Below are 16,978 nucleotides of genomic sequence, written 5' to 3'. Positions count from 1 at the left end.
GGTCGGAACCTCTGCGGCGGTTCCTGGCCGGCTGGCCTGTGCCCACCATCAGAACAGAGAAGAAACACCAGCAAAAGTGCCGTGTTCACGGGGGAAAACCGAGGGTCACGGGCGCTCAATACGGCGACGCCGGGCGCAATCAGGACGCGAAAGGACACCCTGCGCCATGCGAGGAAACCCGCCGCAACGCGGGGCAACCTACCGACAGGTACGCGGGGTAGGGTGCCAGTATGGACATCATTTTGGTACCCGGGTTCTGGTTGGACGCATCCTCGTGGGAGCGGGTGACACCAGCGTTGGTGGCAGCCGGGCACAAGGCCTTGCCGCTGACCCTGCCCGGCCTCGAATCAGTGACTGCCAACCGGGACGGGATCGAGCTGCACCACCACGTCGACGACGTGGTTGAGGTGATCGATTCCCTGCCGGATCGGGTGGTGCTGGTGGGGCACTCGGGCGGAGGTGCCATCATCCACGGCGCCTTGGATGCCAGGCCTGACCGGGTTGCGCGCGCCATCTATGTGGACAGCGGACCACTCGGCGAGGGTGGGGTCATCAATGATGACCTGCCGGCAGAGGGCCCTGACGTGCCCTTGCCGCCGTGGGAAGCTTTCGAAGAAGCAGACCTGGTGGACCTGGACGATCAGCTCCGCCAGGACTTCATCGCCAGGGCCATCCCCCAACCCAAGGGTGTTGCCTACGGCCAGCAGCACCTCCATGACGACCGTCGCTACGACGTGCCAGCTACGGTCATTGCCTGTGAGTTTCCATCGGCAATGCTCCGGGAATGGATCGCGGCCGGGCACCCGTTTGTCGCCGAACTGGCACGTATGCGTAATGTGGAATATATCGACCTTCTTACTGGGCACTGGCCACAGTTCACTCGCCCGGATGAATTGGCGCAGGCCATCCTTGGGGCTGTGGGAGCTCAAGGCTAGGAGCGGCCAGCGATGTCTGCCACCATAGGTTGATGGGGATGGCGGAAACCGCATATTCGGAGGATGGTCCGCGACGCCCGGTACCAGCCGGTAAAGTCCTGCCCGCCAGAGGTCGGGGGCCTACGGTGATGATGGGGTACTGGGATCGCGACCTCCACAACGCCGTAGCGGACACCGCCCTTGCCACCTGGTTCGGCTTTACCGTTGACGCCATCAAGGGCACCCACCTGAGTGCCGTTATTGGCGAAACCGCCTACCAGGATAGCTTGCCGCAAGTGGCTGGCGTGCTGGCGGGCGCGGAGCAGCACTGGACCCGGCAGATGCTCAACTCAAGCGGCGAGACCCGCACCGCGCAGGTGGCACTCATCCCGCACACGCGCGACGGCGAGGTCCGCGGCTTTATCTCGCTCTTCACAGATCTGACCGAAACCTTGGCCGGCGAGAGCCAGGCAAAGGACAGCCTGGAGCGCTACCGTGCGTTGGCCCGCAGCATCCCCAGCGTATTCGTCCTGTTGTACGACGCCGACCTCCGCCACGTCGTCGCAGAAGGCCAAGCCCTGACCGCCTTCGGTTTCCGCGAGCACCACATTGAGGGCCGAACCCTCTTCGAATCGCTCCCCCATCACCGGGCGGTGGAACTGGAACCACGGTATCGTTCAGCGCTGGCGGGAACAGAAGTCACCTGGACCAGGGAAGTGGGCGACCGCGTCTTCAGCCTCAAGACCGGCCCCGTCGAAACCGACGGAGTGGTGAGCGCCGGCATGGTGGTGGCCATGGACATCACCAAAGCCAGACAACGCGAACAAAGTTGGGCAGCGCTGCACGAGATCTCCACGGCCGTGGCTCGCAGTGAAGACACTGCGTCCGTCACAGCCAAAGTGTCGGAGGTGCTGCGGCGTCTCTTCCTCGTCGACAACGCTTCCGTTATTCGCTTCGCGCCATCCGGAAGCGTCCAGATTGTTGCTGTCTCCCCCAACGACCGTGACATTGCCGATGACGTCCAGTCGCACCAGTCCGGTAGTGGACTGGCCACTGACATCATCTGGCATACGGGCAACGCCGCGATCGCGCACTATGACGCCAGGTCCGAAGGCGGTGCAGGGGTGATGTTCGGCAATGGGTTCCGGGCATCCGCGGCAGCTCCCATCCACGTCCTGGGTGACCTCTGGGGTGCTGTGGTGCTGTCATCGCGGACCAAGGAAAGGGTCAGCGAGGAAGTGCTGGGCAGGCTCAGCGAATTCGCCAACCTGGTGGAGATCGCCATCGGCAATACCCAGGCCCGTGCCGAGCTTGAGCAGCAAGCAAAGACGGATACCCTCACCGGACTGCCCAATCGGCGTACGTTCCAGGCCCGCCTGGACCTTGAACTCAGCAGCGCTGCAGCCACCGGCCAACCCTTGAGCCTGGTGGTGTTCGACGTGGACCACTTCAAATCGGTCAACGACACCCATGGCCACTCAACCGGGGATCTGGTCTTGGCCGAGATTGCCCGGCGGCTCCGGCGTGCCGCCCGGCATGGCGAAATGCTGGCCCGACTGGGCGGCGAAGAGTTCGTCTGGCTGCTGCCAGGCGTTGCGGCCGAACAAGCCCAGGCAGCGGCGGAGCGGGCCGGCCTCTCCGTGGCCAGCGAGCGCTTCGCCGCGTCCTGGGTGGTGACAGTGTCCTCAGGCGTCTGCGACCTCGCGAGCGCCGGCGCAGCCAATCTCCTTGACTGCGCCGACATCGCATTGTTTGAAGCGAAACGGCAGGGCCGCAACCGGAGCGTGGCCTACCGCGCGCCAAGTCCCGAGTGAGACGGGCGTACTGGCGTCAGTGCGCGCTGACGCCGAGGGGACGGCCCTTGGTTTCCTTGGCGAGCAGGACCCCGATGGCCGAGATGACGCACAGCACCATGATGTAGATCCCGATTGACCCGGTCCACTTGGTGCTCTGCAGCAAGGACTCCGCAATGGTTGCGGCAAAGGCACCCCCCAAGATGGCACCAAAGGCGTAGCCAATGGAGATGCCGGAGTACCGCACATTGGCCGGGAACATTTCTGCGTACATAGCGGACATGGGGCCATAGGAGAGACCCAGCCCGATGGTCAGGATGAAGAGCGCCAGGCCATAGAGCATGATGTTGCCCGTATCGATGAGGGCAAACATGGGAATCATCCAGACGAAGATGATCGCATAGCCGATCAGGAAAGTCTTGACCCGGCCAATCCGGTCCGAGAGCCAGCCACCCACCAGGGTGAAAACCAACCAACCGAAGGACGCCAGCGTGGTGGCAAGCAGGATCTCCGGGACTGGCATTTTCAAGGTTCGGGTGGCGTAGGAGATGAAGAACGCAATGAGCAGGTAGCCGGCGGCGTTGTTGCCGATGAAGATCAGGGTTGAGTAGAGCACCGGAAGTTTGTGGTTGCGGATCAGTTCGCCCAGCGGGGCCTTGCTCGCTTCCTTGCGGGCGGCCATTTCCTTGAAGACCGGGCTTTCGGCGACGGCCCGGCGGATCAGGTAGCCCACCACAATGAGGGCAATGGACAGCAGGAACGGTACCCGCCATCCCCACGCGGCGAAGTCGTCCTTGGACATGTTCGAGTTCAGGACAAACAGCAGGCCCGTGGCCAGGATCATGCCCACCGGAACACCAATTTGCGGGTACGCGCCAAAGAGGCCACGCTTGCTCTTGGGCGCATGCTCCACGGCCATCAGCGCGGCACCGCCCCACTCGCCGCCGGCGGAGAACCCTTGGATGACGCGGAGCAGGATCAGGAGCACCGGTGCCCAGAACCCGATCTGCGCGTAGGTGGGCAGCACCCCAATCAGGGCCGTGGCAGCGCCCATCATGATCAGGGTGAACACCAGCATGGCTTTGCGGCCCAATCGGTCACCCAGGTGGCCAGCAACAATCGCGCCCAAGGGGCGAAACAGGAAGCTGATGCCAATCAGGGCGAAGGACAGGATCTGAGCCAGCCCCGGGTTGGATTCGTTAAGCGGCGCGAGGAACAACGGGGACAACAGTGTGCCCGTGAGCTGCGCAAAAATGAAGAAGTCGTACCACTCGATGGTGGTGCCCACCAGGGTACCGGCGAGGACTTTCCGCTCCTCGTGTTTGGTACTGGGGCCAGCCTCTGAGTCAACGTGCGAAGTTGCGGTCATTGCAATCGCGCTACCTTTCCTTTGAACATCGGGGTTCTCTTTTCCTGGAATGCGTGGAAACCTTCGGCATAGTCGTCGCTCTTGCAGAGCCGGGCCTGTTCGGTGTTTTCCTGTGCCATGGATTCCCAGAGACCCAGCCGCTGGTCGCGGATGTGCGCCACCAGGTCCTTGCTGGCGGCAAAGGCCTCGGTGGCGCCGGTGGCGACGGTGGCAACAATGTCCCGGGTACTGGCGAGCAGCTCTTCGGCCGGCATCGCGCGACTGAAGAGGCCTTGGGCCACCGCGTCCCGTCCCGACATCAGCTCGGCTGTGTAGATCAGGTCAAGGGTGCGGTGCATGCCCAACCGCTCGGTGAAGTACCAGTGTCCGCCTGAGTCCAAGGTGGCGCCCAACTTGGCAAACGGCGACCCGAACTTAGCGTTGTCCGCCACGTACACCACGTCCGTGGCCAGCAGCAGGCCCAGTCCGACGCCGAGGCACGCGCCCTGGGCGGCCGCGAAAGTGGGGGCCGGAAACGCACTCATCTTTTGCAGCAGTGGTTGCACCAGGCCGGCCAAGTAAGCTTCGGCGTCGTCACTCTCCGGCGTGACGTTTTGGATATCCCGGCCAGCGCAGAAGGCGCGGCCCACCCCGCGCAGCAGCAGGGCCCGGACCTCGCCACGGGCGGCGGCGGCAGCAGCGTCGTCGTACGCCTGTGACAGCTCCTGCAGGGCCTGCTCGTCCAGGGAGTTCAACTTGTGGGGCGCGTCAAGGACCACTTCGGCGACGCTGTTGGCGATGGAAAGGGAGATCATGGTGCTTCCTTTGCTGCTGTTGGCGGGGTCAACCACCTGCGGGCCTAGACGTCGAAGTCGACCATGACTTCCTTGCTGGTGGGATGCGACTGGCAGGTCAGCACGTAGCCCTTGTCCAGTTCGTCCTGTTCCAGCGCGTAGTTTTCGTCCATGGTCACGGTGCCGGTCACCACCTTGGCGCGGCAGGTCCCACAGACACCGCCGGCGCAGGCGAAGGGGACGTCCGGGCGGACCCGGAGTGCCGCGTTGAGGAGGGATTCCCTGGCGTGGGTTGGGCTGGCCACCTCGCCTTGCAGGCCATCGAGTTTGAAGGTGATTTTGAAGGTTTCTGCTGACTCGTCGGCCACCACGGGCCTGCCGCTGTGGCCCTCGGGCCGATCAGGTTTGCCGGAGGAGAACAGTTCGAAGCGGATGGCGTCCGGCCGCACGCCGCGTTCGGCCAGCGTGTCCCGGCACAATTGCACCAGTTCAAAAGGGCCGCAGAGGAACCATTCATCGACGTCGTCGGCGCGGATGGCTGTCCCCAACAGCTGTTGCAGCTTCTCCGCGTCGATCCGGCCGCTGAGCAGCGGCGCGATCCGCTGTTCGCGGGACAGGACGTGGTGGATGGCCATCCGTTGCGGGTATTTGTCCTTGAGGTCGGCCAGCTCTTCCAGGAACATCACGTCCATGGCTGCCTTGTTGGCGTAGATCAGGTCGAACCGGGTGTCTGCGTTAGCGGCCAGCAGCGTCCGCGCGATGGCGATGATGGGGGTGATCCCGGATCCTGCCGCGACGGCCACGAAGCTGCCGGCCTGTCCCGCCAGGTCCTCGGGGTGGTTCATGGAGTTCACCACGTTGCGGTCGACGGGGGTGCCGTCCCGACCGTGCTTGGACACGAACGCGCCCATGGGGCTCATGACGTCGAGCGTGTCTCCGGCTTTCAGTTCGGCGTTGGCCCAGGTGGAGAATAACCCGCCCAGGTCTTTTTTGACGGCCACCCGGATCTCGCTGCTGCCGTCTTCGAAGCTACGGGGTTCAGCGCAGATCGAGTAGCTCCGGCGGACTTCCTGCTGTTCGCCCGACTCGTTGGGCAGCATGGTGCGGAGGGCCACGTATTGGCCGGGCAGATAGTCGAAGTGGCCGGCCAATTCCGCCGGGACGTGGAAGGCAACTTCGATGGCGTCGCCGGTGAGTCGCCGCACCTGAGCTACGGAAAGGGTGTGGAAGGACGGTCGACGGCGGCCGGTGGCCTGCGCCGATTCGGCGGCGGTTTGGCGGACAACAGGCATGGGGATTCCTTAGAGGACCTTGAAGTAGTCGAACGGTTCCTGGCAGTCACCGCAGGCGTAGAGCGCCTTACAGGAGGTGGAACCGAAGCGGGTGAGCTCTTTGGTGTTCAGCGACGAACATTGCGGGCATTTCACGGCCATGCTGAGCCGGATGGGTCCTGCGTGGCGGGCGGCCCCGGCCAACCCAGACGGTGGCGCGATGCCATACTCCTCGAGCTTGGCTTTCCCCGCCGCGCTCATCCAGTCAGTGGTCCAGGCCGGGGCCAGCACCAGGTCAACCACCACGTTGGCGTAGCCTTCCCGGGCAAACGCGATTTCCAGGTCGTCCCGAATCGCGTCCATGGCGGGGCACCCGGAGTACGTGGGCGTGATTATTACCCGCACGCGGCCGTCCTCCTCGCGAACGTCCCTGAGGATCCCGAGGTCCTCGATGGTGAGGACGGGAATTTCCGGATCGCAAACAGTGGCGGCGATGTTCCACGGCCGGGTAGCCACCGCGCTCACCAGCTCGCGCCGGGGAATTCGCGGGCCAGCACCTGCATCTCGGCCAGGACGTAGCCCAGGTGCTCGGAGTGCCTGCCGGCCCGACCGCCGCCCAGCGCAGCAGGGACGTCCGGGACCTCAAGCTCGGCCGCGGCCAAGACCTCCCCGGTCAGGCGGTCAAAGTTGTCCCGGAGCGTGGAAGGCGCGACGGCGGCACCAACCTCGGCGAGTCCGGTCACCAAAGCGTCATCCTCGAACAGCTCGCCGACGTAGGGCCACATGAGCGCGAGCCCGTGGATCATCCGGCGCCGGGACTCATCCGTCCCACCGGCGAGTCGCAGGATCCACTGGGCGCTGTGGTCCCGGTGGTAGTCCACTTCCTTGACGGCTTTGGCCGAGATGGCTGCCAGCGTGGGGTCGGCTGACTCCACCAGGCGGCTGTACAGCTCAAACTGGTAGTAGCTCACCGCAAACTGGCGGGCGATGGTGGCTGCAAAGTCGCCGTTGGGCTGTTCAAAAAGGTGGGCGGAGCGAAACTCGTGCTCGCCGCGGAAGTACGCCAGCTCGTCCTCGGTCTTTGCCACGCCGTCCTGGCCCAGGCCGGCGCCAGCGTAGGTGAGGAAGCTGCGCGCGTGACCCAGCTGGTCCAGCGCGATGTTTCCCAACGCCACGTCTTCTTCCAGCTCCGGGGCGCGGGAGATCCAGTGGCCCAGCCGTTGGGCCAGGATCAGGGCGTCATCGCCCAGTCGCAGGGCGTACTCGGCCACATCCGTTGACGGCTTCGCCGTGCCGGTGCGGACCTCCAGGGCGATGTCCTCTGGCCGAAGTGCGTTCCCCGGGGTGATGCGGGTAGCGCTGGCATTGCCGTCGCCGCCAGCTACGCCGGTGGAGATGTCCCCGTGGCCCGTCTCCGAGCTGTGGGAGTCGGTGGGGATCACAGGTGCTTCACTCCTTCGCTCTTGGTGTAATACGTCGCGTGCCGGTAGTCCTTACCCTGCGGCGACTCGAAGAAGGAGCCCTTGGAGTCCGGGTCGCTGGCCGCAATGGCATCGGCCGGGACCACCCAGATGGAGACGCCTTCGTTGCGGCGGGTGTAAAGGTCGCGGGCGTTCCGCAGCGCCATGGCGGCATCGGGAGCGTGCAGTGATCCGGCGTGGACGTGCGACAGCCCCCGGCTGGACCTGACAAAGACCTCCCACAAGCCCCACGGAGCGTGGGCGGGTTCGGGCGCGGTGACGGCGTCGGCAGAGGAGCCGGTGGACGGGACCACTGAAGGATCGGTGGATGGGCCCACGCCGACAGGGGTCCCCGGCTGAGCTTGCGAAGTGGGGGTGTCGGTGGGGCTCACGCTACTACTTCCTTTTGCTTTGCTGACTGTTTTGCTGCGTACGCTGCAGCTGCTTCGCGGACCCAGGCGCCGTCGTCGTGCGCTTGCCTGCGCCGTTCGACGCGTTGGGCGTTGCAGGGGCCGCGGCCTGCCAGGACTTCCTTGAATTCGTTCCAGTCCAGGGGTCCGTGCTCCCATTTTTTGGTCTCGTCGTTGAAGCGGACCTGCTCGTCCGGGAGGGTGAGGCCGAGGACGCGGACCTGTTCAACCATCATTCCCACGAAGCGGCTGCGGAGTTCGTCGTTACTGAAGCGCTTGATGTTCCAGGCCATCGACTGGCGGGAGTTGGGCGAATCGTCGTCCGGGGGGCCAAACATCATCAGCGCGGGGGCGTACCAGCGGTTCACGGCGTCTTGTGCCATCTGTTTCTGCGCTGCCGTTCCGTTGGAGAGTTCCAGGAGGATCTCGAAGCCTTGGCGCTGGTGGAAGGATTCTTCCTTGCAGACCCGCACCATGGCCCGGCCGTAAGGCCCGTAGGACGCCCGGCACAGCGGCACCTGGTTGCAGATGGCCGCACCATCGACCAGCCAGCCGATCGCGCCCATGTCTGCCCAAGTCCGTGCGGGGTAGTTGAAGATGGAGGAGTACCGGGCTTTGCCGGCGATGAGGGCATCCATCATGTCGTCGCGGGATTGACCCAGGGTTTCCGCTGCCGAATAAAGGTAGAGGCCGTGGCCTGCCTCGTCTTGGACCTTGGCCATCAGAATGCCCTTGCGCTTCAGGCTGGGGGCGCGGGAGATCCAGTTGGCCTCCGGCTGCATGCCGATGATTTCGGAGTGCGCGTGCTGGGAGATCTGGCGCAGCAGGGTTTTGCGATACGCCGCTGGCATCCAGTCCCGCGGTTCGATCCGGGAATCCTGCGCCATCACGCGGTCGAAGTTGGCTTGCCCCTCGGCGTCACGCTCGGCGGCTGCTGCCAGTTCTTCGGGTGACGGTGCAGCAGGAACGAGCTGCAGTTTCTGCGCTGCCATGGTTTCTCCTTTGACGAGGCGCCCTTGAGGCGCCTTCTTCTATACCGACCGTTCGTTCAGTATATGAGGTGGCTGTCCCAAAGGGCAAGGGCTTTAGTTTTTTTCGACCAGCGTGAGGACGTCGTAGGTGGCGACGATCTCATCGCTCTGGTTGGTGAGGAGCGCATCCCAGGCCACTTCGCCATACTCATCCGTTTCCCGGGGAGTGATTTTCTTGGCTGTCAGCGTGACCCGGATGGAGTCGCCAGCGGCAACGGGGGTGATGAAGCGGAGCCCTTCCAGCCCATAATTGGCCAGTACGGGACCCGGCAGCGGCTCGACAAACAACCCGGCAGCCCAGCTGAGCAACAGGTAGCCGTGGGCCACAATGCCCGGGAAGAAGGGGTTGGCCGCCGCCGCCTCTGCATTGGTGTGCGCGTAGAACGTATCGCCCGTGGAGTTGGCGAACGCCGTGATGTCGGCCAAGGTGATCTGGCGCAGGTCGGAACGGACGGCGTCGCCGATTTTCAGGTCCGCCAGGGACTTCCGGAAGGGGTGTGTCCCCTCGGTCTCCGCCGTAAAGTTGCGGTCTGCGCCCTGATGCCAGACGCCGGTCACGGCCGTGAGCATGTTGGGTGAGCCCTGCAGGGCAGTGCGTTGCATGTGGTGCATGACCGAGCGGATGCCACCGAGTTCCTCGCCGCCACCAGCGCGGCCGGGGCCGCCGTGGACCAGGTGCGGCACGGGCGAGCCGTGGCCGGTGGAGGTGCGCGCGTCCTCGCGGTTGAGCATCAGGACCCGCCCATGGTGGGCAGCGATTCCCGTGACCAACTCCCGCGCCACCGCGGAATCGTTGGTGCAGACGGTCGCCACCAGTGAACCGCCGCCACGGGCGGCGAGGCGGACAGCATCGGCCAGGTCCGTGTAGCCCAGTACCGATGCCACCGGGCCGAACGCCTCCCGCGAGTGCACGGCCTCGGCATCAACGTCGTTCCAGCCGAGCAGCAGCGGTGCCATGAACGCGCCGTCGGGCACTTCGCCAATGCTGCCGTCAGCGGCGGTGACCCGCGGCGAATCCAGGGTTCCGTACGCAAGTTCACCACCGGCGTCAAGCATTGCCTGCACTGCTTCCCGGACATCCTTGAGCTGGTCCAGGGACGCCAAGGCGCCCATTGTCACGCCATCTGCGCGCGGGTCACCGATGACCACCCGCTGCTGGATCCTCTGGCCCACGGCCTCGGTGACCGCCCCCACCAATGATGCAGGGACGATGGCGCGCCGGATCGACGTGCACTTCTGGCCAGCCTTGACCGTCATCTCGGTCACCATCGACTTGACGAAGGCGTCAAATTCAGGCGTACCGGGGACGGCGTCTGGGCCCAGGATTGCCGCGTTCAACGAGTCCGTCTCGGAGGTGAAGCGGACCCCGCCAGCCACCACGTTCGGGTGCGACTTCAGCGCCTGCGCCGTCGAGGCTGACCCGGTGAAGGCCACCAGGTCGCGGTAGTCGAGTTCGTCCAGGAGGCCGCGCGCGGAGCCGGAAACCAGCTGCAACGATCCGGCAGGAAGGATATTGGACTCGATCATGGCCTGCACTACGGCAGCTGCCACATAGCCAGTGGGGGTTGCGGGCTTAACGATGGTGGGGACGCCGGCAATGAAGGCCGGCGCAAACTTCTCCAGCATCCCCCAGACGGGGAAGTTGAATGCGTTGATCTGCACCGCAACGCCGGGAATCCGGGTGAAGATATGCTCGCCGGCAAACGATCCGTCTTTGGACAGGATCTCCATGGGGCCGTCCACTACCACCTGTGAGTTGGGCAGCTCACGCCGGCCCTTGGAGGCGAAGGTGAACAGCACGCCGATGCCGCCATCGATATCCACCATGGAGTCGATCTTTGTGGCGCCGGTCTGGGCCGAGAAGGCGTAGAACCCCTCGCGCCGGGCGTTCAGGTACTGGGCGAGTTCTTTGAGCTTGAGGGCGCGCTGGTGGAAGGTGAGTTTCCCCAGTTCCGCCTGCCCGGTGTCGCGACCGTAGCCAACGGCTGCCGCCAAGTCTAGCCCGTGGGCACTGACGGTGACCAGGACCTCACCCGTGCTTGCATCCCGGACGGGGACCGCGTCCGGTGCCGCTTCGACGTCGGGCGTCCACCAGGAGTCCTGCACAAAGCTGGGGACGATCTGGACGGTGTTGACGGCGGCCTCTGCGGTTGCGGTGGTCATCGGTGACGGTTCCTTCCAACACGGGAGCGACGGTGCTCGGTCGCTATTTTACTGACCGTACGTTCGGTAATGAAACTACTGTACATGAATGATCCGCGCTGGCTACGGAAAGTTCAAGGCCTTGGGCCCTCACCACTACCGCGCTCCAGCGGTACAGCCAACCCTTGACAGCTGCCGCTCCATGGGATTACCTAATGAACATTCGGTAAATACAACTGGAGGCAATGACCCGTGACTGAATCAACCCTCTCCGGAGTCAAGCACTCCATCCTGGCGGACGATCCCGCCTCTGAGTGGCTGGGCATCGAAGTCCACACGGTCAGCACAGGTCAGGCCACTATTTCCATGACATTGCGGCGGGAAATGCTGAACGGTTTTGGGATGGCACACGGCGGAATGATCTTCGCCTTCGCCGACACCGCCTTCGCCCTCGCGTGCAACCCGGCCGAGCCCAGCCCTCAGGAGGCCGGGCTCATCACCGTGGCAGCCGGGGCAGACATCAACTTCCTCAAGCCCGCGTTCCAGGGCCAACGCCTCACCGCCGTAGCGGGACTTCGTTCGACCGCGGGACGCAGCGGACTCTATGACATCCAGGTCTTCGCAGCTGACCCACAGTCAGCCGGCAGCCCTGCCACCCCGCCGGACGGCAGCGAATTTGGCGAACTCATTGCAGAGTTTCGTGGGCGCAGCCGCACCATCGCAAAGAAATAGGAACCCCATGACAGACCAGAAAATCACCGCGCCCGCCACGGCCACCTCAGACGCCGTCCTGGACCGCGAAGAGACCATGTCCCGCGACGAGCTTGAGGCCCTGCAACTGAGCCGCCTCCAGCACACCGTGGCCTACGCTTACGAGCGCGTCCCCCTCTACACCCGCAAGTTTGACGCCGCTGGCGTCCACCCCACCGACCTCCGCGAACTGGCAGACTTGGGCGATTTTCCCTTCACCACCAAAGAGGACCTGCGGTCCGAGTACCCGTTCGGCATGTTCGCGGTCCCGCAGTCAGAGGTAGCCCGCGTGCACGCCAGTTCCGGGACCACCGGCCGGCCCACAGTTGTGGGGTACACCCGGCAGGACCTGGCCGACTGGGCCAAACTCGTAGCCCGCAGCTTCCGTGCCGCAGGCATCCGCCCAGGCATGAAGGTCCATAACGCTTATGGCTATGGCCTGTTCACGGGCGGGCTGGGCGCGCACGCCGGTGCCGAAGCATTGGGCTGCACTGTCATTCCCATCTCCGGCGGTCAGACCGAGCGGCAGATCCAACTGATCCAGGACTTCAAGCCGGACGCCATCCTCGCCACACCCACGTACCTGCTGACCATCGCTGACACCATGGCGCAGATGGGGATCGACCCCGCCTCCACGTCGCTGAAGTTCGCGGTCCTGGGCGCCGAGCCTTGGACTGCCGAGATGCGGCACGAGCTCGAGGTCACCATGGATATCAAGGCATGCGATATCTATGGATTGTCAGAGGTGATGGGACCTGGCGTTGCCGGCGAGGCCGTGGAAACCCAGGACGGCTCACACATCTGGGAGGACCACTTCCGGCCCGAAATCATCGATGCGTTCAACCCGGACGTTGGCCGGCAGAACGTCCTGCAGGACGGCGAGCCCGGTGAACTGGTCTTCACCTCCCTCACCAAGGAGGCGCTGCCCATCATCCGGTACCGCACCAAGGACCTCACCCGGCTCCTGCCCGGCACCGCCCGGCCAGCGCACCGCCGGATGGGCCGCATCACCGGCCGCAGCGATGACATGATCATCCTCCGCGGCGTCAACGTCTTCCCCTCCCAAATCGAGGAAATCGCGCTGCGGATCCCGGAGCTGAGCCCGCATTTCCAGCTCGAACTGACCCGCCCGGAGGGGCAGCGGATGGATCAGCTGAAGGTCAAGATCGAACGCCGAGAACTCACCACCGCTGAGCAGGGCACGACGGCGGCCCGCACCCTGCAGGAGCAAATCAAGATCCACGTGGGTTCTTCGTGCTCCGTGGAGGTTCTGGAGCCGCACGTCCTGGCGCGCTCCAACGGGAAGCTGCGGCGGATCTACGACCTTCGGCCCAAGCAGTGAGACGCAGCCCAACGTCCCCAGCGTGAGAAGGTAAGGAGTATGCCCAGCAGCACCGAAACAGCCAGCACAGCCGCTACCAAGCGTGGCCGCCCAGGATACGACCAGCAGTCTGTGCTGCGCATCGCCGTCGACGTTTTCAACCGGCACGGCTACGACGCCACATCCATGGGCACCCTGGCCGAGAACTTGGGCATCTCCAAATCGGCCATCTACCACCACGTCCCATCGAAGGGCGATCTGCTCAAGCTGGCCCTGGATCATGCCTTGGGCGGGTTGGAAGCCATCCTCACCCAGCCCCAGGCCAGTTCCGGGCCGGCAGACCAGCGATTGGAGTTTGTCCTCAGGCAGACCGTGGCGGTCCTGGTGGAACGCCTTCCCTTCGTCACGCTCCTGCTGCGGTTGCGCGGTAATACTGAGATCGAGCGGGACGCCCTGGAGCGTCGGCGCTCGTTTGACCACGCCGTTTCCGGGCTGATTGCGGCCGCCAGGGATGAGGGCTCGTTGCGCACGGACATTGATCCCCGGACCGCTACCCGCCTGCTTTTTGGCACCATCAACTCGATTGTTGAGTGGTACAAACCGGGCGGGTCCCTGTCGCCAGAGAAGCTGGCCGATGACCTGATCACCATTGCTTTTGACGGGTTGCACGCACGTACGTAGCAGTTGACCTCCTCGTCATGGCATGTCATCTTTATAGAACGAACGGTCGGTAACTAATGATGCCGATCAACTGCACTGGTAAAGGATTTGCTCATGACTGAGGCTTTTCTTGTTGGCGGCGTCCGCACGCCGGTGGGCAGGTACGGCGGCGCACTGTCCAGCGTCCGCCCCGATGACCTTGCCGCCCTAGTGGTAGGCGAGGCAGTCTCCCGCGCAGGCCTGGACCCGGACAGCATCGAAGAAGTCATCCTGGGCAACGCCAATGGCGCTGGTGAGGAGAACCGAAACGTCGCCAGGATGGCCACCCTCCTGGCCGGCCTCCCGCTCCACATCCCTGGCATCACCGTCAACCGGCTCTGCGCGTCCGGACTGAGCGCCATCATCCAGGCAAGCCAGATGATCAAGTCGGGGGCAGCGGATGTGGTGATCGCTGGCGGCGTGGAATCCATGAGCCGGGCGCCGTGGGTTCAGGAAAAACCCAGCACCGCGTTCGCCAAGCCCGGCCAGATCTTCGACACGTCGATTGGGTGGCGGTTCGCCAACCCCCGGTTCAGCACGGGCGATCTGTCCCGGGGCGGCAAAATGACCTACTCCATGCCGGAGACCGCCGAGGAAGTGGCCCGGGTGGATGGCATCACCCGCGAGGATGCAGACGCGTTTGCCGTCCGGTCCCACGAACTGGCCCTCGCAGCGATCGAGGCCGGCCGGTTTGCCGCCGAAATTGTGCCCGTTACGGTCAAGACGCGCAAGAGTGAAACGGTGGTGGACACCGATGAGGGTCCCCGCGTTGGCACCACCATGGATGTGCTCGGCCGACTCAAACCCGTGGTTCACGGCGGCTCAGTGGTCACCGCAGGTAACTCATCAACCTTGAACGATGGCGCATCTGCCATCATCGTGGCCTCGGAGGCAGCCATCAAGCGGCTGGGCCTCACCCCGCGGGCCCGCATTGTGGATGGCGCCTCGGCCGGATGCGAGCCGGAAGTCATGGGTCTCGGCCCAGTCCCCGCCACCACCAAGGTCTTGCAGCGGACAGGGTTCAGCGTGGCTGACCTCGGCGCCGTGGAACTGAACGAAGCCTTCGCAACGCAGGGACTGGCCAGCATGCGCCGGCTGGGGATTGATCCAGGAATCGTCAATAACGACGGCGGCGCCATCAGTCTGGGACATCCGCTGGGTTCCAGCGGGTCCCGGATTGCCATCACTCTCCTGGGCAGGATGGAACGCGAGGACGCAAAACTTGGCCTCGCCACCATGTGCATTGGTGTGGGCCAGGGAACTGCCATGTTGTTGGAGCGCGTCTGATGGCGGGGTCAACCCTGGCGGGTCAGGTGTTCAGCACCCTCCTGGTCGAAGAGCGGGACGACCGCGTGATCGTCCAACTTAACCGTCCTGAGGTCCGTAATGCGATCGACCAGCAGATGGTCGACGAACTGCACATTGTCTGTGCCGCCCTCGAACAGCACCCCCGAATCCTCATCATCGCTGGGGTGGATGGCGTGTTTGCCTCCGGCGCGGATATTGCCCAGCTCCGGGAGCGCCGCCGTGACGATGCGCTGCAGGGCATCAACTCCACCATCTTTGTCCGGATCGCCAAGCTGCCCATGCCGGTGATTGCTGCGTTGGACGGCTTCTGCCTGGGTGGCGGGGCCGAGTTGGCCTACGCGGCAGACTTCCGCCTTGGCACCCCGGCTGTTCGCATTGGCAACCCGGAAACAGGCCTCGGCATCCTGGCGGCCGCAGGCGCCACGTGGCGCCTGAAGGAACTGGTAGGTGAGCCGCTGGCCAAGCAGATCCTGATGGCCGGGCTGGTCCTGAACGGAGAGGAAGCGCTGGCAGCGCGGCTCATCACCGAGATGCACGCGGCCGATGAGCTGATGCCTGCCGCCCACGCCCTGGCCGACCGGATCAGCCGCCAGGACCCCCTGGCGGTCCGCATCACCAAGTCCGTTTTCCACACCCCCGTCGAAGCGCACCCCGTCATTGACCAGTTGGCGCAGGGCATCCTCTTCGAGTCCCAGGCCAAGTTCGATCGGATGCAACAGTTCCTCGACAAACGGGTCGCCAAAAAATCACCCGCCAGCACGCAGACAGAGGAAAAGCAGCCATGACCCCTCCCCTTCCCAGCCGTGTTGGTGTCTTGGGCGGCGGCCGCATGGGGGCGGGCATTGCGCACGCCTTCTTGATCAACGGGGCCAACGTCCTGGTAGTGGAGCGGGATGCCGAGTCTGCCCAGGCCGCCCACGAGCGCGTTGAAGCCGCGGTAGCCCGCAGCATCGAGCGTGGGGCTGCCGGCGACGCCACCCATGAAGAGCTGGCCGCCCGGCTCACCGTCAGCACCAACATCAGCGAATTCCAAAACTCGCACTTGGTGGTGGAGGCTGTCCCTGAAGACTGGGACCTCAAGGTGACCTCCCTGCAAGGCATCGAGAACTGCCTGGCGGAGGATGCCTTCCTGGCGTCCAATACGTCGTCCCTGTCCATCGACGGCCTGGCGAATGAGCTCGCCCGCCCGCAGAACTTTGTGGGGCTGCATTTCTTCAACCCCGTCCCCGCATCCACCCTCATCGAGGTTGTGGTGGGCAGGAAAACGTCACCAGAACTTGCTGCAGCGGCACCTGGCTGGGTGGAGGCACTCGGCAAGACCGCCGTCGTGGTTCACGATGCGCCCGGCTTCGCTTCATCCCGGCTGGGGGTGGCCATTGCGCTTGAGGCGATGCGCATGGTCGAGGAGGGCGTGGCCTCCGCCGAGGACATCGACGCCGCCATGGTCCTGGGCTACAAGCACCCCACCGGGCCGCTGAAAACCACCGACATCGTGGGTTTGGACGTTCGCCTGGGCATCGCCGAATATCTGCAGTCCACGCTGGGGGAACGCTTTGCGCCGCCGAAGATCCTCAAGGACAAAGTGGCCCGCGGCGAGCTGGGGCGGAAGACCGGGAAGGGGTTCTTCGAGTGGCCCGCCTAGCTGTACTCAGCCAGCAGGTTGGTTACATCTGCTGATGGGTGGTCGTCCTCCGAGGGCTGCGTGGTTTCGGCGGTGGTTGTAGAAGTCTAGCCAGC

Annotated in this window: 16 protein-coding genes; 8 read left to right on the top strand and 8 right to left on the bottom strand. The window is 64.6% G+C overall.

Features of this window, described 5'->3' with window-relative positions; genetic code table 11:
• Positions 1–230 precede the first annotated feature (230 nt).
• On the top strand, positions 231–935 hold the full coding sequence (locus PSET11_RS00420; RefSeq protein WP_124089654.1) for an alpha/beta fold hydrolase: 705 nt from the start codon (positions 231–233) through the stop codon (positions 933–935).
• A gap of 38 nt (positions 936–973) precedes the next feature.
• Complete coding sequence (locus PSET11_RS00415; RefSeq protein WP_160118934.1) at positions 974–2,728, top strand: sensor domain-containing diguanylate cyclase; 1,755 nt, start codon at positions 974–976, stop codon at positions 2,726–2,728.
• A gap of 16 nt (positions 2,729–2,744) precedes the next feature.
• On the opposite strand, the gene PSET11_RS00410 is transcribed toward PSET11_RS00415, so the two are convergent.
• The 8 genes from PSET11_RS00410 to paaZ form a co-directional block, all read right to left on the bottom strand.
• A complete protein-coding gene (locus PSET11_RS00410; RefSeq protein WP_124089650.1) occupies positions 2,745–4,076 on the bottom strand; it encodes an MFS transporter in 1,332 nt (443 codons plus the stop codon).
• Positions 4,073–4,870 (bottom strand): enoyl-CoA hydratase/isomerase family protein, encoded by a 798-nt coding sequence (locus tag PSET11_RS00405; protein WP_124089648.1) that lies wholly within the window; start codon positions 4,868–4,870, stop codon positions 4,073–4,075. Before PSET11_RS00405 ends, PSET11_RS00410 begins: the two co-directional genes overlap by 4 nt.
• 44 nt (positions 4,871–4,914) lie before the next feature.
• On the bottom strand, positions 4,915–6,141 hold the full coding sequence (gene paaE / locus PSET11_RS00400; protein ID WP_124089646.1) for a 1,2-phenylacetyl-CoA epoxidase subunit PaaE: 1,227 nt from the start codon (positions 6,139–6,141) through the stop codon (positions 4,915–4,917).
• Between the two features lie 9 nt (positions 6,142–6,150).
• Positions 6,151–6,645, bottom strand: a complete 495-nt coding sequence (paaD, locus tag PSET11_RS00395) for a 1,2-phenylacetyl-CoA epoxidase subunit PaaD (protein WP_238988967.1) — start codon at positions 6,643–6,645, stop codon at positions 6,151–6,153.
• A complete protein-coding gene (gene paaC, locus PSET11_RS00390; RefSeq protein ID WP_124089642.1) occupies positions 6,642–7,562 on the bottom strand; it encodes a 1,2-phenylacetyl-CoA epoxidase subunit PaaC in 921 nt (306 codons plus the stop codon). The genes paaD and paaC overlap by 4 nt, the downstream gene beginning before the upstream one ends.
• Complete coding sequence (gene paaB / locus PSET11_RS00385) at positions 7,559–7,894, bottom strand: 1,2-phenylacetyl-CoA epoxidase subunit PaaB (RefSeq protein WP_238988985.1); 336 nt, start codon at positions 7,892–7,894, stop codon at positions 7,559–7,561. Before paaB ends, paaC begins: the two co-directional genes overlap by 4 nt.
• Positions 7,895–7,968: 74 nt before the next feature.
• Positions 7,969–8,982, bottom strand: coding sequence for a 1,2-phenylacetyl-CoA epoxidase subunit PaaA (paaA, locus tag PSET11_RS00380; protein ID WP_124089638.1), 1,014 nt, complete (start codon positions 8,980–8,982; stop codon positions 7,969–7,971).
• 93 nt (positions 8,983–9,075) lie between these two features.
• On the bottom strand, positions 9,076–11,184 hold the full coding sequence (paaZ, locus tag PSET11_RS00375; protein WP_124089636.1) for a phenylacetic acid degradation bifunctional protein PaaZ: 2,109 nt from the start codon (positions 11,182–11,184) through the stop codon (positions 9,076–9,078).
• Between the two features lie 231 nt (positions 11,185–11,415).
• On the opposite strand from paaZ, the gene PSET11_RS00370 reads away from it, so the two are divergent.
• The 6 genes from PSET11_RS00370 to PSET11_RS00345 all read left to right on the top strand — a co-directional run bounded on the left by PSET11_RS00370 (position 11,416) and on the right by PSET11_RS00345 (position 16,883).
• A complete protein-coding gene (locus PSET11_RS00370; protein WP_124089634.1) occupies positions 11,416–11,895 on the top strand; it encodes a hotdog fold thioesterase in 480 nt (159 codons plus the stop codon).
• Positions 11,896–11,902: 7 nt separating this feature from the next.
• Positions 11,903–13,255, top strand: coding sequence for an AMP-binding protein (locus PSET11_RS00365; RefSeq protein ID WP_124089633.1), 1,353 nt, complete (start codon positions 11,903–11,905; stop codon positions 13,253–13,255).
• 39 nt (positions 13,256–13,294) lie between these two features.
• Complete coding sequence (locus PSET11_RS00360; protein ID WP_124089631.1) at positions 13,295–13,915, top strand: TetR/AcrR family transcriptional regulator; 621 nt, start codon at positions 13,295–13,297, stop codon at positions 13,913–13,915.
• A gap of 93 nt (positions 13,916–14,008) precedes the next feature.
• On the top strand, positions 14,009–15,220 hold the full coding sequence (locus PSET11_RS00355; RefSeq protein WP_124089629.1) for a thiolase family protein: 1,212 nt from the start codon (positions 14,009–14,011) through the stop codon (positions 15,218–15,220).
• On the top strand, positions 15,220–16,026 hold the full coding sequence (locus tag PSET11_RS00350; protein WP_124089627.1) for an enoyl-CoA hydratase/isomerase family protein: 807 nt from the start codon (positions 15,220–15,222) through the stop codon (positions 16,024–16,026). Before PSET11_RS00355 ends, PSET11_RS00350 begins: the two co-directional genes overlap by 1 nt.
• Positions 16,023–16,883 carry a 3-hydroxyacyl-CoA dehydrogenase family protein gene (locus tag PSET11_RS00345; RefSeq protein ID WP_124089624.1) on the top strand — a complete coding sequence of 287 codons (861 nt, stop codon included), beginning with the start codon at positions 16,023–16,025 and terminating at the stop codon, positions 16,881–16,883. The genes PSET11_RS00350 and PSET11_RS00345 overlap by 4 nt, the downstream gene beginning before the upstream one ends.
• Positions 16,884–16,978: the final 95 nt, after the last annotated feature.

It is taken from the genome of Arthrobacter ulcerisalmonis (assembly GCF_900609065.1).
GTDB classification, from domain to species: Bacteria; Actinomycetota; Actinomycetes; order Actinomycetales; family Micrococcaceae; genus Arthrobacter; species Arthrobacter ulcerisalmonis.
The sequence above is the reverse complement of the archived record's forward strand: the minus strand, read 5'-3'. Positions and strand labels throughout refer to the sequence as shown.